Annotated in this window: 18 protein-coding genes; 2 read left to right on the top strand and 16 right to left on the bottom strand. The window is 70.4% G+C overall.

All coding sequences use genetic code 11. The features are described from left to right. Nucleotides 1-103 precede the first annotated feature (103 nt). Genes MCHLDSM_RS13685 through MCHLDSM_RS13645 form a run of 9 tightly spaced genes read right to left on the bottom strand, consistent with a single transcriptional unit; the run spans nucleotide 104 to nucleotide 7,011 of the window. Nucleotides 104-358, bottom strand: coding sequence for a hypothetical protein (locus MCHLDSM_RS13685; RefSeq protein ID WP_048470556.1), 255 nt, complete (start codon nucleotides 356-358; stop codon nucleotides 104-106). Continuing rightward, the gene (locus MCHLDSM_RS13680; protein WP_048470555.1) at nucleotides 355-855 is read right to left on the bottom strand and encodes a transport-regulating membrane protein Mce1N; all 501 of its coding nucleotides are present in this window, start codon (nucleotides 853-855) and stop codon (nucleotides 355-357) included. Before MCHLDSM_RS13680 ends, MCHLDSM_RS13685 begins: the two co-directional genes overlap by 4 nt. Further along, on the bottom strand, nucleotides 852-1,295 hold the full coding sequence (locus tag MCHLDSM_RS13675; RefSeq protein ID WP_174545674.1) for a hypothetical protein: 444 nt from the start codon (nucleotides 1,293-1,295) through the stop codon (nucleotides 852-854). Before MCHLDSM_RS13675 ends, MCHLDSM_RS13680 begins: the two co-directional genes overlap by 4 nt. A gap of 18 nt (nucleotides 1,296-1,313) precedes the next feature. Further along, nucleotides 1,314-1,727, bottom strand: a complete 414-nt coding sequence (locus tag MCHLDSM_RS13670; RefSeq protein ID WP_048470554.1) for a hypothetical protein — start codon at nucleotides 1,725-1,727, stop codon at nucleotides 1,314-1,316. Further along, nucleotides 1,724-2,704, bottom strand: a complete 981-nt coding sequence (hemB, locus tag MCHLDSM_RS13665; protein WP_048470553.1) for a porphobilinogen synthase — start codon at nucleotides 2,702-2,704, stop codon at nucleotides 1,724-1,726. Before hemB ends, MCHLDSM_RS13670 begins: the two co-directional genes overlap by 4 nt. Nucleotides 2,705-2,718: 14 nt before the next feature. Next, on the bottom strand, nucleotides 2,719-4,401 hold the full coding sequence (locus MCHLDSM_RS13660) for a bifunctional uroporphyrinogen-III C-methyltransferase/uroporphyrinogen-III synthase (RefSeq protein ID WP_048470552.1): 1,683 nt from the start codon (nucleotides 4,399-4,401) through the stop codon (nucleotides 2,719-2,721). Beyond that, entirely contained in the window at nucleotides 4,398-5,333 is a 936-nt protein-coding gene (gene hemC, locus MCHLDSM_RS13655) for a hydroxymethylbilane synthase (RefSeq protein WP_048418727.1), read from the bottom strand. The genes MCHLDSM_RS13660 and hemC overlap by 4 nt, the downstream gene beginning before the upstream one ends. After that, entirely contained in the window at nucleotides 5,330-6,700 is a 1,371-nt protein-coding gene (locus MCHLDSM_RS13650) for a glutamyl-tRNA reductase (protein ID WP_048470551.1), read from the bottom strand. Before MCHLDSM_RS13650 ends, hemC begins: the two co-directional genes overlap by 4 nt. A 56-nt stretch (nucleotides 6,701-6,756) precedes the next feature. Then, nucleotides 6,757-7,011, bottom strand: coding sequence for a glutaredoxin family protein (locus MCHLDSM_RS13645; RefSeq protein WP_048418729.1), 255 nt, complete (start codon nucleotides 7,009-7,011; stop codon nucleotides 6,757-6,759). Nucleotides 7,012-7,050: 39 nt separating this feature from the next. On the opposite strand from MCHLDSM_RS13645, the gene MCHLDSM_RS13640 reads away from it, so the two are divergent. Both MCHLDSM_RS13640 and MCHLDSM_RS13635 read left to right on the top strand, forming a co-directional pair. Further along, entirely contained in the window at nucleotides 7,051-7,956 is a 906-nt protein-coding gene (locus tag MCHLDSM_RS13640) for an HAD family hydrolase (RefSeq protein ID WP_048470550.1), read from the top strand. Between the two features lie 58 nt (nucleotides 7,957-8,014). Beyond that, entirely contained in the window at nucleotides 8,015-8,554 is a 540-nt protein-coding gene (locus MCHLDSM_RS13635; protein ID WP_048470549.1) for an FAS1-like dehydratase domain-containing protein, read from the top strand. 13 nt (nucleotides 8,555-8,567) lie between these two features. Here MCHLDSM_RS13635 and MCHLDSM_RS13630 read toward each other — a convergent pair whose 3' ends face one another. The 7 genes from MCHLDSM_RS13630 to MCHLDSM_RS13605 form a co-directional block, all read right to left on the bottom strand. Beyond that, on the bottom strand, nucleotides 8,568-9,632 hold the full coding sequence (locus MCHLDSM_RS13630) for a lysophospholipid acyltransferase family protein (protein ID WP_048470548.1): 1,065 nt from the start codon (nucleotides 9,630-9,632) through the stop codon (nucleotides 8,568-8,570). A 55-nt stretch (nucleotides 9,633-9,687) separates the two neighbouring features. Continuing rightward, complete coding sequence (locus tag MCHLDSM_RS13625) at nucleotides 9,688-10,767, bottom strand: SDR family oxidoreductase (RefSeq protein ID WP_048418733.1); 1,080 nt, start codon at nucleotides 10,765-10,767, stop codon at nucleotides 9,688-9,690. Between the two features lie 27 nt (nucleotides 10,768-10,794). Further along, the gene (locus tag MCHLDSM_RS36025; protein ID WP_003402602.1) at nucleotides 10,795-10,896 is read right to left on the bottom strand and encodes a 30S ribosomal protein bS22; all 102 of its coding nucleotides are present in this window, start codon (nucleotides 10,894-10,896) and stop codon (nucleotides 10,795-10,797) included. 99 nt (nucleotides 10,897-10,995) lie between these two features. Continuing rightward, entirely contained in the window at nucleotides 10,996-11,259 is a 264-nt protein-coding gene (locus tag MCHLDSM_RS13620; RefSeq protein WP_043404963.1) for a helix-turn-helix domain-containing protein, read from the bottom strand. Nucleotides 11,260-11,398: 139 nt separating this feature from the next. Continuing rightward, nucleotides 11,399-12,271, bottom strand: coding sequence for a pyrroline-5-carboxylate reductase (gene proC, locus MCHLDSM_RS13615; protein WP_109788830.1), 873 nt, complete (start codon nucleotides 12,269-12,271; stop codon nucleotides 11,399-11,401). A gap of 34 nt (nucleotides 12,272-12,305) precedes the next feature. Continuing rightward, complete coding sequence (locus MCHLDSM_RS13610) at nucleotides 12,306-13,127, bottom strand: thioesterase family protein (protein WP_048470546.1); 822 nt, start codon at nucleotides 13,125-13,127, stop codon at nucleotides 12,306-12,308. Nucleotides 13,128-13,143: 16 nt separating this feature from the next. Continuing rightward, the gene (locus MCHLDSM_RS13605; RefSeq protein ID WP_048470545.1) at nucleotides 13,144-13,989 is read right to left on the bottom strand and encodes a sugar phosphate isomerase/epimerase family protein; all 846 of its coding nucleotides are present in this window, start codon (nucleotides 13,987-13,989) and stop codon (nucleotides 13,144-13,146) included. Nucleotide 13,990 lies beyond the last annotated feature (1 nt).

Here is a 13,990-nt window from a genome sequence, read left to right as displayed (position 1 = left end):
ACAGATTTTGCACTCTGTACCAACAGTGGTGTGGCGAGGGACACACGCCGCGGCCGTTGAGAAGCCAGGGCTGTGATGAGGGGGTGGTGCGCAGCCAGGAACGCTATTCCGCGGGAGACGGGGGCGGGGTGCGGCGCAGGTGGGCGATGCCCAGCACCGCCAGCACCCCGGCGACGGTCGCGAGCAGCAGCGACAGCGTCAGCATCGGGGTGTCGTACACCACCGACATCGTCGACGGTTGCCCCTCCAGCAGGGGCGCGACCACGACCTGCCTGCTCGCCGACAGCCAGCTCAGCACGCAGCCCACCGCGGCGAGCACCGCGAGCGTGAGCTCGATGACCGCGCGCCGGCGCGTCACGGCGTGCGCTCCGGCGGGATGCGCTCCTCGACGATGTTGGTCAGCGCGGCCCGCAGCTGGCCGTGCTTGCGCGCCCAGGCCTGCGCGGTGCGGTCGTTGGTCAGCTTCAGCCCGATCCCGGTGCGCCCCCGCGGGACGCCGGTGAGCTCGCCCAGCGCCCGAGCGTACTGCCACTTCGGGGCCTCCGCGCCCTCGGCCTCCGGGTACACCCGCAGGATCTCGCTGGTACGGATCGTCTCGGTCCCCTGGCGCAGCGCGTCCGCGGTCAACTCGACCGAGGTGTGGATGCGGGCGGCCTTGACCTGGATCGCCAGGAAGCCCGATACCAGCACGAAGAAGGCGCCCGGGACCACCCACTGGATGCCGTAGCCCGCCGACAACTGGATCAGGGCCATCGAGATGCCGGCCGCAGGCCCGGCGAGCACCCACAGCCAACTGGCGCCCTGTTCGGCGAACAGGGGCTCCGTGGCCGGCCCGGTGGCGACGGGTTCGGTCATGCCACACCCCCGCCCACCTGGTCGTACCACGCCCGTGCCGCAGGCCGGGTCATCAGCGCCGCGCCGACCAGAACGGGCAGCAGCCCCAGCAGGATGAGCGGCTGGGCCACCCCGACCCCGATCGCCATCAACAGCACGACGGCGACCAGGGCGAATGCCATACCGAGCAGTGCGAACCGGAATCGTCCGTCACCGCGGCGGGCCCGGCCCGCGAGGAACGCCAGCGCCCCCGCCGCCAGCACCGCTCCGATGCCAGTCAGGCGGTAGACGGTGAGGTAGCTGCGCACCCGGTCGTCGCTCATCTCGGACGGGATGGCCGCGCGCGCCGCGTCGTACGTGGCCGTCGCCGCGAGCAGCCCGCCGACGATCATGATCACCGCGCCGCCGACGAAACACCAGAACGCGGCGTCGACGAGGCGCGGGCGGGAGTGGGTCGGCATCGGGGTCAGCGTAGCCAATCAGCGGGTGAAGAAGTCGTGGGCGTCCTTGCGGTGCAGCAGATAGGTTCCGCCGCCGATCAGCACCGACCCGATGATCACCGCCGCGGCATAGCCCAGCGCTGGGATCTCGTGCCGGTCGACGGTGAACAGGTCGCTCACCGAGTAGACGACCGTCGCGATCGCGCCGCCGGTCAGGGAGGTCCGTGCCCAGCGATAGCCGTGCCGCATCAGGATCAGGAACGTGACGACGACGGCCGCCAGCAGGACGACGAACACGACGTTGATCGCCAGCAGCAACCCGGTCGCGCGCTGATCGCCGGTGAGCAGGTCCACCAGATATCCCGCGACCATCAACGGCAGCGCGACCACCCACAGCCAGAAGCCGGTGTCGACATCGGGCGGGCGTACCGGTGGCGCCGACGGATCCGTCACGCGAGTCGGCGGGCCACGTCGACGGCCCAGTAGGTGAGCACGATGTCGGCGCCGGCGCGGACGATGCCGGTGAGCGTCTCGAGCACGACGGTGTCCAGGTCGATCCAACCGTGCTCGGCCGCCGCGCTGATCATCGAGTACTCCCCCGACACCTGGTAGGCGGCGACAGGCACCGGTGAGCGGTCGGCGGCGGCCCGGACGATGTCGAGGTAGGCCATCGCCGGCTTCACCATGATGATGTCCGCGCCCTCGTCGATGTCGAGGTCGACCTCGTGCAGCGCCTCGCGGGCGTTGCCGGGCTCCTGCTGATAGGTGCGACGGTCGCCCTGCAGGCTCGAGGACACCGCCTCGCGGAACGGGCCGTAGAAACCGGAGGCGAACTTCGCGGCGTAGGCCAGGATCGCGGTGTCGATGTGCCCGGCGGCGTCGAGCCCGGCCCGGATCGCGGCGACCTGCCCGTCCATCATGCCGCTCGGGCCCACCATGTGAGCCCCCGAATCCGCCTGTGCCACAGCCAGTTCGACGTAACGCCGGTTGGTCTCGTCATTATCCACTCTGCCCGCCCGGTCCACTATCCCGCAGTGCCCGTGGTCGGTGAACTCGTCGAGGCAGGTGTCGGCCATCAGCACGGTCGCGTCGCCGAGATCGCCTGCGAGGTCGCGCAGTGCGACGTTGAGCACGCCGTCATGGTCGGTGCCTGCCGACCCGCGTGCATCCTTGTCCTCGTCGCGCGGCACCCCGAACAACATCAGCCCGCCGACACCGGCCTCGACCGCCTCGGCGGCGGCACGGCGCAGCGACTCACGGGTGTGCTGCACCACGCCGGGCATCGAGGCGATCGGTCGTGGTTCGTCGATGCCGTCGGCGACGAACATCGGCAGCACGAGTTGCCGTGGCGCCAGCGTGGTCTGCGCGACCAGCCGGCGCATGGCCGGGGAGGACCGCAGCCGCCGCGGACGATGACTCGGGAAAGGCATGACCGTCCTGTCGATCAGCGGCGGCGGCTCTTCTTCCGCGGCGGGGGTAGCGCACCCTCGGCACGCAGCCGGGCGGCGTGCTCGGCGAGCGCCTCGACGAGCGGTCCCACCGCGGCCACCTCGGGCTGGACGTCGACACGCAACCCGAATTCGGCTGCGGTTTCAGCGGTTTTCGGCCCGATGCACGCCACGATCGTGCGGGCGTGCGGCTTGCCGGCGATGCCGACGAGGTTGCGCACCGTGGAGCTCGACGTGAAGCACACCGCGTCGAAGCCGCCCGTCTTGATCATCTCGCGGGTGTGCGCCGGCGGCGGGGCCGCGCGCACGGTCCGGTACGCGGTGACGTCCTCGATCTCCCAGCCCCGTTCGCGCAGCCCCTCGGCCAGCGTCTCGGTGGCGATGTCGGCGCGCGGCAGCAGCACGCGGTTCACCGGATCGAAAACGTCGTCATAGGGCGGGAATTCGTCGAGCAGACCCAGCGACGACTGCTCACCGGTGGGCACCAGCTCCGGGTTGATGCCGAAGGCGCGCACCCGGTCGGCAGTAGCCTGCCCCACGCAGGCGATCTTGACGCCGGAGAACGCGCGGGCGTCGAGGCCGAACTCGTTGAACTTCTCCCACACCGCACGCACCGCGTTGGTGGAGGTGAACACCACCCACTGGAACCGGCCGTCGACCAGACCCTTGACGGCCCTTTCCATCTGGGCCGGGCTTCGCGGCGGCTCGACCGCGATGGTCGGCACTTCGATGGGCAGCGCGCCGTGGCCGACGAGCCGATCGCTCATCTCACCGGCCTGGTCCTTGGTGCGCGGCACCAGCACGGTCCAGCCGTACAGTGCGCGGCTCTCCCACCAGTTCAGCTTGGCGCGGTTCGCCACGGTCCGGCCGATGGTCACGACCAGCGTGCCGGTCAGCGGGCCCGACGGCTCGACACCGGCCGGCTTGTCCAGCACCGCCTTGTCCAGCAGACCCGCGAGCGTGGTCTCCACCGAACGCTGCTGGCACGTGGTGCCGTTGGCGGTGACGACCGCGGGGGTGCTGTCGGCCAGCCCGTACTCGATCAGTGTGCGTGCCGCCTCGGGCAGATGCGAGGCGGTCGCGTGCAGGATCAGCGGCCCGGGCGCGGCGGCCAGTGCGGCCCAGTCCACGTTCGGGTCGCGGACGTCGGCGACGGTGTGCGACGACCCCAGCGGCAGTCCCGCATAGGTCGGCACGGCCGACGTGTCGGGCAGACCGGGAACGATCTCGAACGTCAGCTGCGTGCGGGCCAGCGCGTTGATCTCGGTGATCACCGCGTCGATCGACAGCGGGTCACCGGCCACGAGGCGGACCACGTCGACCCCGGTGCGGGCCTCGGTGGCCAGCGTCTTGGCGACCTCGGCCGGGTCGCCGAGCGCGGGCCGGATGTCCGGGCCGCCGGGGATGACGGGTTCGGCCGCCTTCGCGGGCGCGGCGTCGGTGGCCGCAGCCTCCGGGGCGCCGGCCGCCGGAACGGGTCCCGACGGCGGTGGCAGCTCTGAACCCGCGAGGGCGAGCACCGCTTCCGGTACGTCGGGGTCGGTGAAGACGAGGGCGGCGTTGGCCAACACAGCACGGGCGCGCGTCGTCAGCAGGCCCGGATCCCCGGGCCCGGAGCCGACGAACGTGATGCGGCCGGGCTTGCCCTTGCGTCCTCGCAAGGTCATCTGGCGAGTCATGTACCTCTCCCGCGTTCGTCCAACAGGTCCCGTGCTCCCAGCTCGAACAGTTCCGCGGCCACCGAGAGCCCCAGCTCCCGTGCCCGCTCGGGTGTTCCGATACCGGACGCCCGGATCACGTCGGATCCGTCCAGCGTCGCCACGCAGCCGCGCAGCGACAGCTCTTCGAAGACGCGGCCGTCCTCATCGATCGACTCGACCACCTCGGCGATCGCGCCCACCGGTGCGGAGCAACCCGCCTCCAGTTCGGCGAGCAGGGTCCGCTCTGCGATGACCGCGGCCCGGGTGTCGGCGTCATCGAGTTCCGCCAACAGTTCGGCCAGGCCGGAGTCACCGGCACGGCACTCGACTGCCAACGCACCTTGAGCCGGCGCCGGCAACATCTGTACCGGTTCCAGCGTCTCGGTGACGGCGTCGAGGCGACCGATGCGGGCCAATCCCGCTCGGGCGACCACGACGGCGTCGAGAACACCGCTGCTTACCCTGTTCAACCTGGTATCTAGGTTGCCTCGTAGGGGGCGGATTTCCAAACCGAGACCCAGTGCTCTAAGCTGCGCGGTCCGTCGCGGGGACGAGGTGCCGATCACCGAACCGGTGGGCAACTCTCCGAGCACCATCCCGTCCCGGGCCACCAGCGCGTCGCGGGCGTCCTCGCGCACCGGGATCGCGGCGATGACGAACCGTGGATCGGGTGCGGTCGGCAAATCCTTGTAGGAGTGCACCGCCATGTCGACGGTGCCGTCGGCGATGGCTTCGCGCAGTGCGGCGGTGAACACCCCGACGCCGATGTCGGCGATCGGCGCCTGCGACCGATCGCCGTCGGTGGAGACGATCACGAGTTCGGCGTCGTGCCCGGCGGCGATGAGCGCGTCGCGGATGGAACCGGCCTGGGTGGTGGCCAACAGACTGCCCCGCGTGCCGATGCGGATCACTCGGTGCTGTCGAGATCGGTTGTCAGCAAGGGGATCTCACCCACCGCGACGGCCCCCAGCTCGCTTCCGGCGACCGCGTCGACGGCGTGCTGGTCGAGTTCGAAGAGTTCGCGCAGCGCCTCGGCGTAGCTGTCCCCGCCGGGCGCGCTGGCCAGCTGTTTGACGCGCACGGTCGGCGCGTGCAGGAGTTTGTCGACGACGCGGCGCACCGTCTTGGCGACCTCGTCGCGGTGCGCAGAGTCCAGCCCGGGCAACCGGTTGTCCAGCCGCAGGAGTTCGGCCTCGACGACGTCGGCGGCGCGCTGGCGCAACGCGGTGACCGTCGGGGTGACCTCCGCCATCCGCTGGCCGGCCAGGTAGTCGGCGACCTCGGCGGCGACGATCGAGCGGGCGGCCTCGGCGTCGGAGGTGGCGGCGCGCGCGGTCGGTTCCCGCAGGATCCGCTCCATGTCGATCACGTACACCCCGGGCAGCCCGGCCACCGCGGGGTCGATGTCGCGGGGCATGCCGAGATCGCACATCACCAGCTGCTTGCTGTTGCCGAGCCGCTGGGCCAGGCCGCGGTGCACGTCGGCCAGCGACACCACCGGACGCACCGCGCCGGTGCAGCTGACCACCACATCGGCGTCGGTGAGCAGCGGCGGCAGGTGGTCGAACGGGTAGGCCTCGGCGGTGACGCCGTGGCCGCGGATGTTCTCGGCGAGCCGTTTGGCGCGCGGCAGTGAGCGGTTCACCACGTGGATGCGTTCGATCCCGGCGCGCATCAGCTGCCGGGCGGCCAGGGCGCCCATCGACCCGGCGCCCACGACCACCGCGGACCGCCCGGCCAGCGAGCCGATCCGGGCCTCGGCCATGTCAAGTGCGACGGAGACCACGGACGCGCCGGCGGCGTCGATGCCGGTCTCGGAGTGCACCCGCTTGCCGACCGACAGGGCCCGCTGGGACAGCTCGTGCAGGGTGCGCCCGACGGTGTGGTTGGTCTCGGCGGTCGCGTAGGCCCGCCGCACCTGGCCCAGCACCTGGGCCTCGCCGACCACGGCCGAGTCCAGCCCGCTGGCGACGGCGAACAGGTGCTCGACCGCGGCTTCGGCGTAGCGGACGTAGGCGTACCTGGTCAGATCCTGCAGCGACATACCGGAGTGCTCGCTGAGCACCTGACCGATCACCGACAGACCGCCGTGGAACGCCTCGACGACCGCGTACATCTCCACCCGGTTGCAGGTCGACAGCACCATGGCTTCGGTGACCAGTGAGGACTGCAGAACCTGCTCGATGATCTTGGCCTGATCGGCCTCGTCGGTGCTCAGTTGTTCGAGCACGGATACCGGCGCGCTGCGGTGCGAAACCCCGAAAAGCAGTACGCTCACGGCTTCCTCACCACCCCACCAAGGTAGTCGTTCACCAGCTGGCCTTCCAAATTTGCTCAGCCGGCCAGATCGGCCCGCAGCCGGGCCTCGTCGACCTCCCAGTAGCTGTGTTCGGCGCCGTCGAGGAGCACGACGGGCAGCCGGTCGCCGAACTCGGCGCGAAGTGCGACGTCACCGGCTGCGGCGGCCTCGTCCACGTCGGTCACGGTCAGCCGGAATCCGAGCTCGTCGCCCAGTTCGGCCAGCCGCGTCGCGGCGGCCTGGCACATCGGACATCCCTGGCGAGTGAGCAACTGCACAGCGCGATCCACCCCGCCAGTATCGCGACCAGGTGACTTACTGTTGTAGCCGTGTCCGATATCGGGGGCTTGGGCGTCGGGACCGACGGCCGGGCGCAGCAAGTCGCGGGCGAGGTCAGCGCCGCGGTGGCCGCCGAGGGCCTCGTCGAGCCGGCCGAGGAGCTGCCGGGGCCGCCGCCTCCGCCGCCCGACCTGACCGCGGCGGCGTTCTTCGACGTGGACAACACCCTGGTGCACGGCTCGTCGCTGGTGCACTTCGCCCGCGGCCTGGCCGCCCGCGAGTACTTCACCTACAAGGACCTGGCCCGCTTCGCGATGGCCCAGGCGAAGTTCCAGCTGACGGGCCGGGAGAACAGCGACGACGTCGCGGCGGGGCGGCGCAAGGCGCTGGCGTTCATCGAGGGCCGCTCGACCGCCGAGCTGGTCGCCCTCGGCGAGGAGATCTACGACGAGATCATCGCCGACAAGATCTGGCCGGGCACCCGCGCGCTGGCCCAGATGCACCTCGACGCCGGCCAGCAGGTGTGGCTGGTCACCGCGACGCCTTACGAGCTGGCCGACACCATCGCGCGCAGGCTGGGGCTGACCGGCGCGCTGGGCACCGTCGCCGAGTCGGTGGACGGGGTGTTCACCGGCCGGCTCGTCGGCGACATCCTGCACGGCACCGGCAAGGCGCACGCCGTCCGGTCGCTGGCCATCCGGGAGGGACTGAACCTGCGCCGCTGCACCGCCTACTCCGACAGCTTCAACGACGTGCCGATGCTCTCGCTGGTGGGCACCGCGGTGGCGATCAACCCCGACGCGGACCTGCGCGACCTGGCCCGCGAGCGGGGCTGGGAGATCCGCGACTTCCGCACCGCCCGCAAGGCGGCCCGCATCGGGGTGCCGTCGGCGCTGGCGCTGGGCGCGGTCGGCGGTGCGCTGGCCGCGGCGGTGTCGCGCCGGGACAGGAAGTAGCCGGGGCGGCGCTGATAGGCTCGCGCCGCCACCGCCGAGCAACGGAGACTATCGCCGCATGGCCATCGCTGCGAACATCATCGGAACCCATTACCGGTATCCGGACTACTTCGAGGTCGACCGCGAGAAGATCCGCGAGTTCGCCCGCGCGGTCAAGGACGACCATCCCGCGCACTACAGCGAGGAGGCCGCGCAGGACTGCGGCCAGGCCGCGCTGATCGCGTCCCTGACGTTCCTCGCAGTGGCCGGCAGGCGCGTGCAGCTGGAGATCTTCAACCAGTTCGACGTGCCGATCAACATGGAGCGGGTGCTGCACCGCGACCAGAAGATCAAGTTCCACCGGCCCATCGTGGCGGGCGACAAGCTGTTCTTCGACTCATATCTGGACTCGGTGACCGAATCGCACGGCGCGGTCGTGACCGAGGTCCGCGGCGAGGTCACCGACGAGCGGGGCGAACCCGTGCTGACGAGCGTGGTGACGGTGATGGGCGAGGCGCAGTCGGACACCGAGGCCGACGAGGTGAGCGACCGGATCGCCGCGGCGCGCGACGAGGCACTCCGCAAGATGGTTGCCAAGCAAACAGCCCAGGCGGACTGACCGGCGCGAGCGCTCAGCCGAAGAACGTGTTCCGGCGGTTCGCGAGCAGCTGGTACAGCGTCTGCTGGATGGTCTCGCGCACCTGATCGGTGAGCTCGAAGGTGACCATCGGGTCCTCGGCGGCCGACTCGTCGTAACCGGCGGTGTCGATCGGCTCCCCGAACTGGATGTACCACTTCGACGGCAGCGGGACCACGCCGAGCGGGCCTGCCAGCGGGAACAGCGGTGTGACGGGGAAATACGGCAGGCCGAGAAGCCGCGCCAGCAGCTTGACGTCGGCGACCATCGGATAGATCTCCTCCGAGCCGACGATCGAGCACGGCACGATCGGCGCCTTGGTGCGCAGCGCGGCCGAGACGAAGCCACCGCGGCCGAATCGCTGCAGCTTGTAGCGGTCCTTGAAGCCCTTGCCCAGGCCCTTGTAGCCCTCCGGGAACACTGCGGTCAGCTCCCCGGCGGCGAGCAGCCGGTGCGCGTCGTCGGTGCAGGCCATGGTGTGGCCGGCCTTGCGGGCGGCCTGCCCGACGCCCGGCATGTCGAACACCATGTCGGCGGCCAGAAGGCGAAGGTCGCGGTGCGCGGGGTGATGGTCGCGGACCGCGACCGAGGTCATCAGACCGTCGAACGGCAGCACGCCGGCGTGGTTGGCCACCACCAGAGCCGCGCCCGTCTCGGGGAGGTTCTCGATGCCACTGACCTCGACCCGGAACCAGTTGTTGAAGAACACCCGCAGCAAAGGAAGGAAGATTGCGTTGTTGAGGTGCGGGTCGAAGCCGAACTCATCGACGGTGTAGTCGCCGGTCATCCGTTTGCGGATGAAGTCGGCGACGGCGGCGATCCGGGTGGCGAGTTCGGTGGGCGTCTCCCCCGCGGTGCTCGCGCCACCGGCGCGGTGCGCGTCGATGTCGCGGACGACGGCGGCGAGCTCCTCGGCCGTGGCGCGGCCGTCGGCGTCGCCGATCAGCGAGGGATGTCGGCGCGATCGGTCGACCCGCTGGGCCGCTGCCCGCCGGGATGCCGCGCTACGCCCCGAATTGGAGTGCAGCGGAATGACTTTCGCTTTCGACTCTCCCGCCACAGTTTCCGTTTCCCTCTTTCTCCGGGTGTCCCCGCCCCCACGCGCAGCCCTGAGTCTAGCGTCCGAACCGCTGAGCCGCCGCTACAGCGCGATGCTCCACAGCAGAAACCCAGCGAGGATCCACGATGGGCTTCAATCCCCGTCCCCGCACATAGTCGTCGAAGGCCTCGGCCGTCGTCCACTTCGGCGTGTATCCGAGCTCGGTACGCATCCGCGTGGTGTCCATGACGCGGCCGTAGCTGAGGTAGTCGAGCTGCTCGCGATCCAGTTCGCTGTTGCGGGTGGCCCGCCACAGCGAATCCACCGCCACCAACGCCGACCGCGGCAGCGGCAGCGCCAGCCGGCCCGATCGGCGGATCGCCTGACTCATCATGATGATCCCCGACGCCCCGATGTTGAAGGTGCCGGCCTTGCCCGCCATCGTGGCCCGCTCCAGTGCCCCGAGCGCGTCCTGCTCGTGCAGGAGCTGCATGCGGGCGTCGTGGCCGATGACCGTCGGCACCACGGGCCCGGCCAGGTACCGCGACAGGGCGGTGTCCATCGCGGGCCCGATCATGTTGGCCAGCCGCAGGATGGTGACCGCGATGTCGGGCCTGCGCCGGCCCAGCCCACGCGCGTAGCCCTCGATGTCGATGCTGTCGCGGGCGAAGCCCTCGCCCGGCGGTCTGCGCCGGCTGCGCGCCTCGGTGAAGAGCACCGGATCCCGCGACGTCGAGCCGTAGACCTCCGACGTCGACTTGAGGATGACCCGGCGCACCGACGGCGCCTTCTGGCAGGCGGCGAACAGCTGGATCGCGCCCATCACGTTCAGTTCCTTGAGCGTGGCCCGGCCGCCGGAGCGGGGCGCATACGACGCGGCCGCGGCGTGCACCACGGTGTCGACATCCCCGTTGCGGATCACCTTGGCGATGAACGGGTTCCGGATGTCGGCGCGGACGAACTCCGCGCGCCCCATCCGGCGCAACAGGTCCTTGCTCGGGGCGATCGCGTCGACCGCGATCACGTGATTGATCAGCGGGTTCTGCGCCAGTCGGGCCGTCAGGTAGCCGCCGAGGAATCGGCAGGCTCCCGTGACGAGCACGACCTTCGGGTAGTTCAGCCCGTCAGATCCGCCCGAGGTGCCTCCAGCATCCATCTCCGACACCCTACGGGCGCGTCGCGACTACTTGCCGAGTTTTCTGCGCTGCACCCGTGTGCGGCGAAGCAGCTTGCGGTGCTTCTTCTTCGACATGCGCTTGCGACGCTTCTTGATGACAGAACCCATGAACTCCGCTACCTAAGTGTTGTCGTGACGAGCGTGAAGGAATCTCGTCAGCCTCGACCGGCCACCTTACCGAAGGGCGGATTCACGACGAAATCCCGGCTAGCCGGCGTCGAAGTACGAGCTCTCCAGCATGTCGTGGACCGCCTTGGCGTGGACGCGGAACGACCGACCCACCCGGACCGCCGGCAGCTCACCGTTGTGCACCAACCGGTACACGGTCATCTTGCTGACCCGCATGAGGCTGGCTACCTCGGCAACGGTGAGAAATTGAGCTCGAGGCGGCTGGCCCTCGGACTGGCCGGCGTCCCGCGCCGCCTTCCCACTGGCCGAATCCCGCGCCGACGGCCCGTTCATAGACGTCATCGCAACCCAATCCATCAGGCGCGGGCAGTTCCAGCGGCTTCCCCACCGCTGGCACCGACCCGTGCTTACCACTGGGAGAATAGCGTGGCAGGTGGGGTTACTGCGACGGGTGTGGGCTAATCCGTCCGAAATTCCTGAACTACTCGGGTGTAATTCCTAGCTGCTCAGAGCGCCTTTTCGCGGCCTCGACGGCGTTGGCCACCGCCGCGCGCAACCCACCCCGCTCGAGTTCCCGCAGCCCAGCGGCGGTGGTGCCGCCCGGGGAGGTGACGGTGGCCCGCAACTGGGCGGGCGAGGTGTCGACCTTTCCGGCCATCGGTGCGTCCTCGCCGCCGGCGCCGTCGTCCAACCGGTCCAGCAACATCGCCGCCGAGCCGGCCATCGTCTGCACCACCAGATCGGTGGCAACCGGGCGGGCGAGCCCCGCATCCACGGCGGCGTCGACGAGGGCCTCGACCATCAGGAAGAAGTACGCCGGCCCCGAGCCCGAGACGGCGGTCACCGCGTCGATCTGCGACTCGGACACCGTCAGCACCCCGCCGACGGCGTCGAAGAGCGACGAGACGCCCCTGAGGTGTTCGGCGGTGGCGAAGCGCCCCGCTGCGACGGCGCTGACGCCGCCGCCGACGAGCATCGGCGCGTTCGGCATGACCCGGACGACGGGAGATCCGGCGGGCAGCTTGTTCTCGTAGTAGGCGGCGCTGACACCGGCCGCGACCGTCACGAAGATCTGCTCGGCAGCGTCACTCTTCGCGCGGGCGGCGGTCTCGACGATGTCGCCGATGACGTTGCCCACATCCGAGGGCTTCACGGCGACGATGACGTAGGTGGCGCTGTCGACCGCTTCGGGCACCGAGGTGACCCGCACCGCGTACTTCTCGGCGAGGTAGGTCGACCGGGCGGGATCCTTCTCCGCGACGACGAGGTCCTTGACCTGACGCCCGGCCCGCAGCAACCCCGCCAGCAACGCCTCGCCGATACTCCCGCCGCCGATGATCGCGATTCTGGCCATGCCGCACAGCATGTCACGGCCGGATCGGGCCGGCTTATCGGCTCTCCGCTGCCGGTACCAGCGCCAGCTGGCGGGTCTGCACGATGATGCGCCCCTCGCAGTCGACCACCACGTGGTCCTCGTCGAACCAGTCCTGGCCGATCTGGGTCGTCGTGCACATCACCCGCAGCCAGCCGTCGGCAGGCACGGCCCGCAGATAAGCCGTCAGCTGCACCGTGGGCGCCCATCCGAACCTGTTGACGCCGAACGTGACCGGCGCCGACACGTCACCGCACAGGAGCGCGAACAGCACGTCGGGCGCGACCCCCTTCGGCCGGACCCAGTACTCGATCAGCGGCGGTCCGCCGTCGCCGCGCGGGCTGAACGACGTCAGCGAGGGCCGGATGTCGCAGCCGTGCGCGAGGTGGACGATGTCGGCCATCGGATGGCCGGGGCCGATCGGCTCGAGCCCGGGCGGCGGGTCGGGCGTCATCAGCGGCAGCACCGGGTTGACCGACAACAGCGGCGGCACATGGTGTTCCGGGGTGCCCATGGTGATCGCGGCACGCAGCGCGGTACGTGTGCCCTGGTTCAGTTCGACGTCGATGAGGCTGACCCGGCGGCCGCGTTTGCGGACCGTGGTGACGATCTTCATCGGGCCCGGGTCGGGCGCCCACAGGAAGCTGCCCGACACCGCGATCGGCTCGACGCCCGCCTCGCCGAACTCCGTGCGGGCGGCATTGGCGCACAGCGCGAGCATCGCGCCGCCGTGCACCTTGGGCCCGATCGTCCAGTGCTCGTTGAGCAGCCCGCGGTAGACACCGTCGCCGCCGGGTGTCAGCGTCATGGCGTCGGTGAACAGGGTCGAACTCGTCATCTACCGTCCTCGGCTCTCAGCGCAGCAGATGCGCGCGGGCGAACTGCAGCGACTCGGTCAGCAATGCCTCCCGCTCGGCGGCTGAGCGCGCGCCGGAGGTCGTCACCTCGAGGATGACATGGCCGGCGAAGTCGCTCGCGGCGAGCGTCTCGCAGATCTCGACGGTCGGCTGGGTGCCGCGGCCGGGCACCAGATGCTCGTCGGCCGAGGCGCCGCTGCCGTCACACAGGTGCAGATGCACCAGGCCCTCCCCCATGCGGCGGGCCATGTCGACGGCGTCGGTGCCCGCCGTCGCGGTGTGCGACAGATCCAGCGTGTAGTGCGCGTGGCCGCCGTCGAGCGGGTCGTACGACGGGGCGAAAGCGGAGATGCCCGGTCCGGGGCTGCCCCCTCGCTTGCGCATCCGCTCGATCGACGTCTGCCCCGCACCGAAGAACCGGTCGGCCCGGAACGGGAACATGTTCTCCACCGCGACCAGCACGTCGCTGCCGGCCTCGAGGTCGGCCACCTGATCGGAGAACCCCTCGGCGTAGCGGCGCTGCCAGCGGAACGGCGGGTGGACGACCACGGTCTGCGCCCCGAGCTGCTCGGCCGCCCGGACGCTGCGCTCCAGCTTCGGGATCGGGTTGGCCCCCCACACCCGCTGCGAGATCAGCAGGCAGGGCGCGTGTACCGACAGCACCGGCACGTCGTAGCGCTGGGACAACGCCGCCACAGCCTCTACGTCTTGGCTGACCGACTCCGCCCAGACCATCAGCTCGACACCGTCGTAGCCCAGTTTGGCGGCGTACTCGAAAGCGGCCTCGGTCTTCAGCGGATAGACCGAGGCCGTCGACAGACCGACCTTGATGGCAGGGCGCACC

The sequence above is a fragment of the Mycolicibacterium chlorophenolicum genome, from assembly GCF_001044235.1.
Taxonomy (GTDB): Bacteria; Actinomycetota; Actinomycetes; order Mycobacteriales; family Mycobacteriaceae; genus Mycobacterium; species Mycobacterium chlorophenolicum.
The sequence above is the reverse complement of the archived record's forward strand: the minus strand, read 5'-3'. Positions and strand labels throughout refer to the sequence as shown.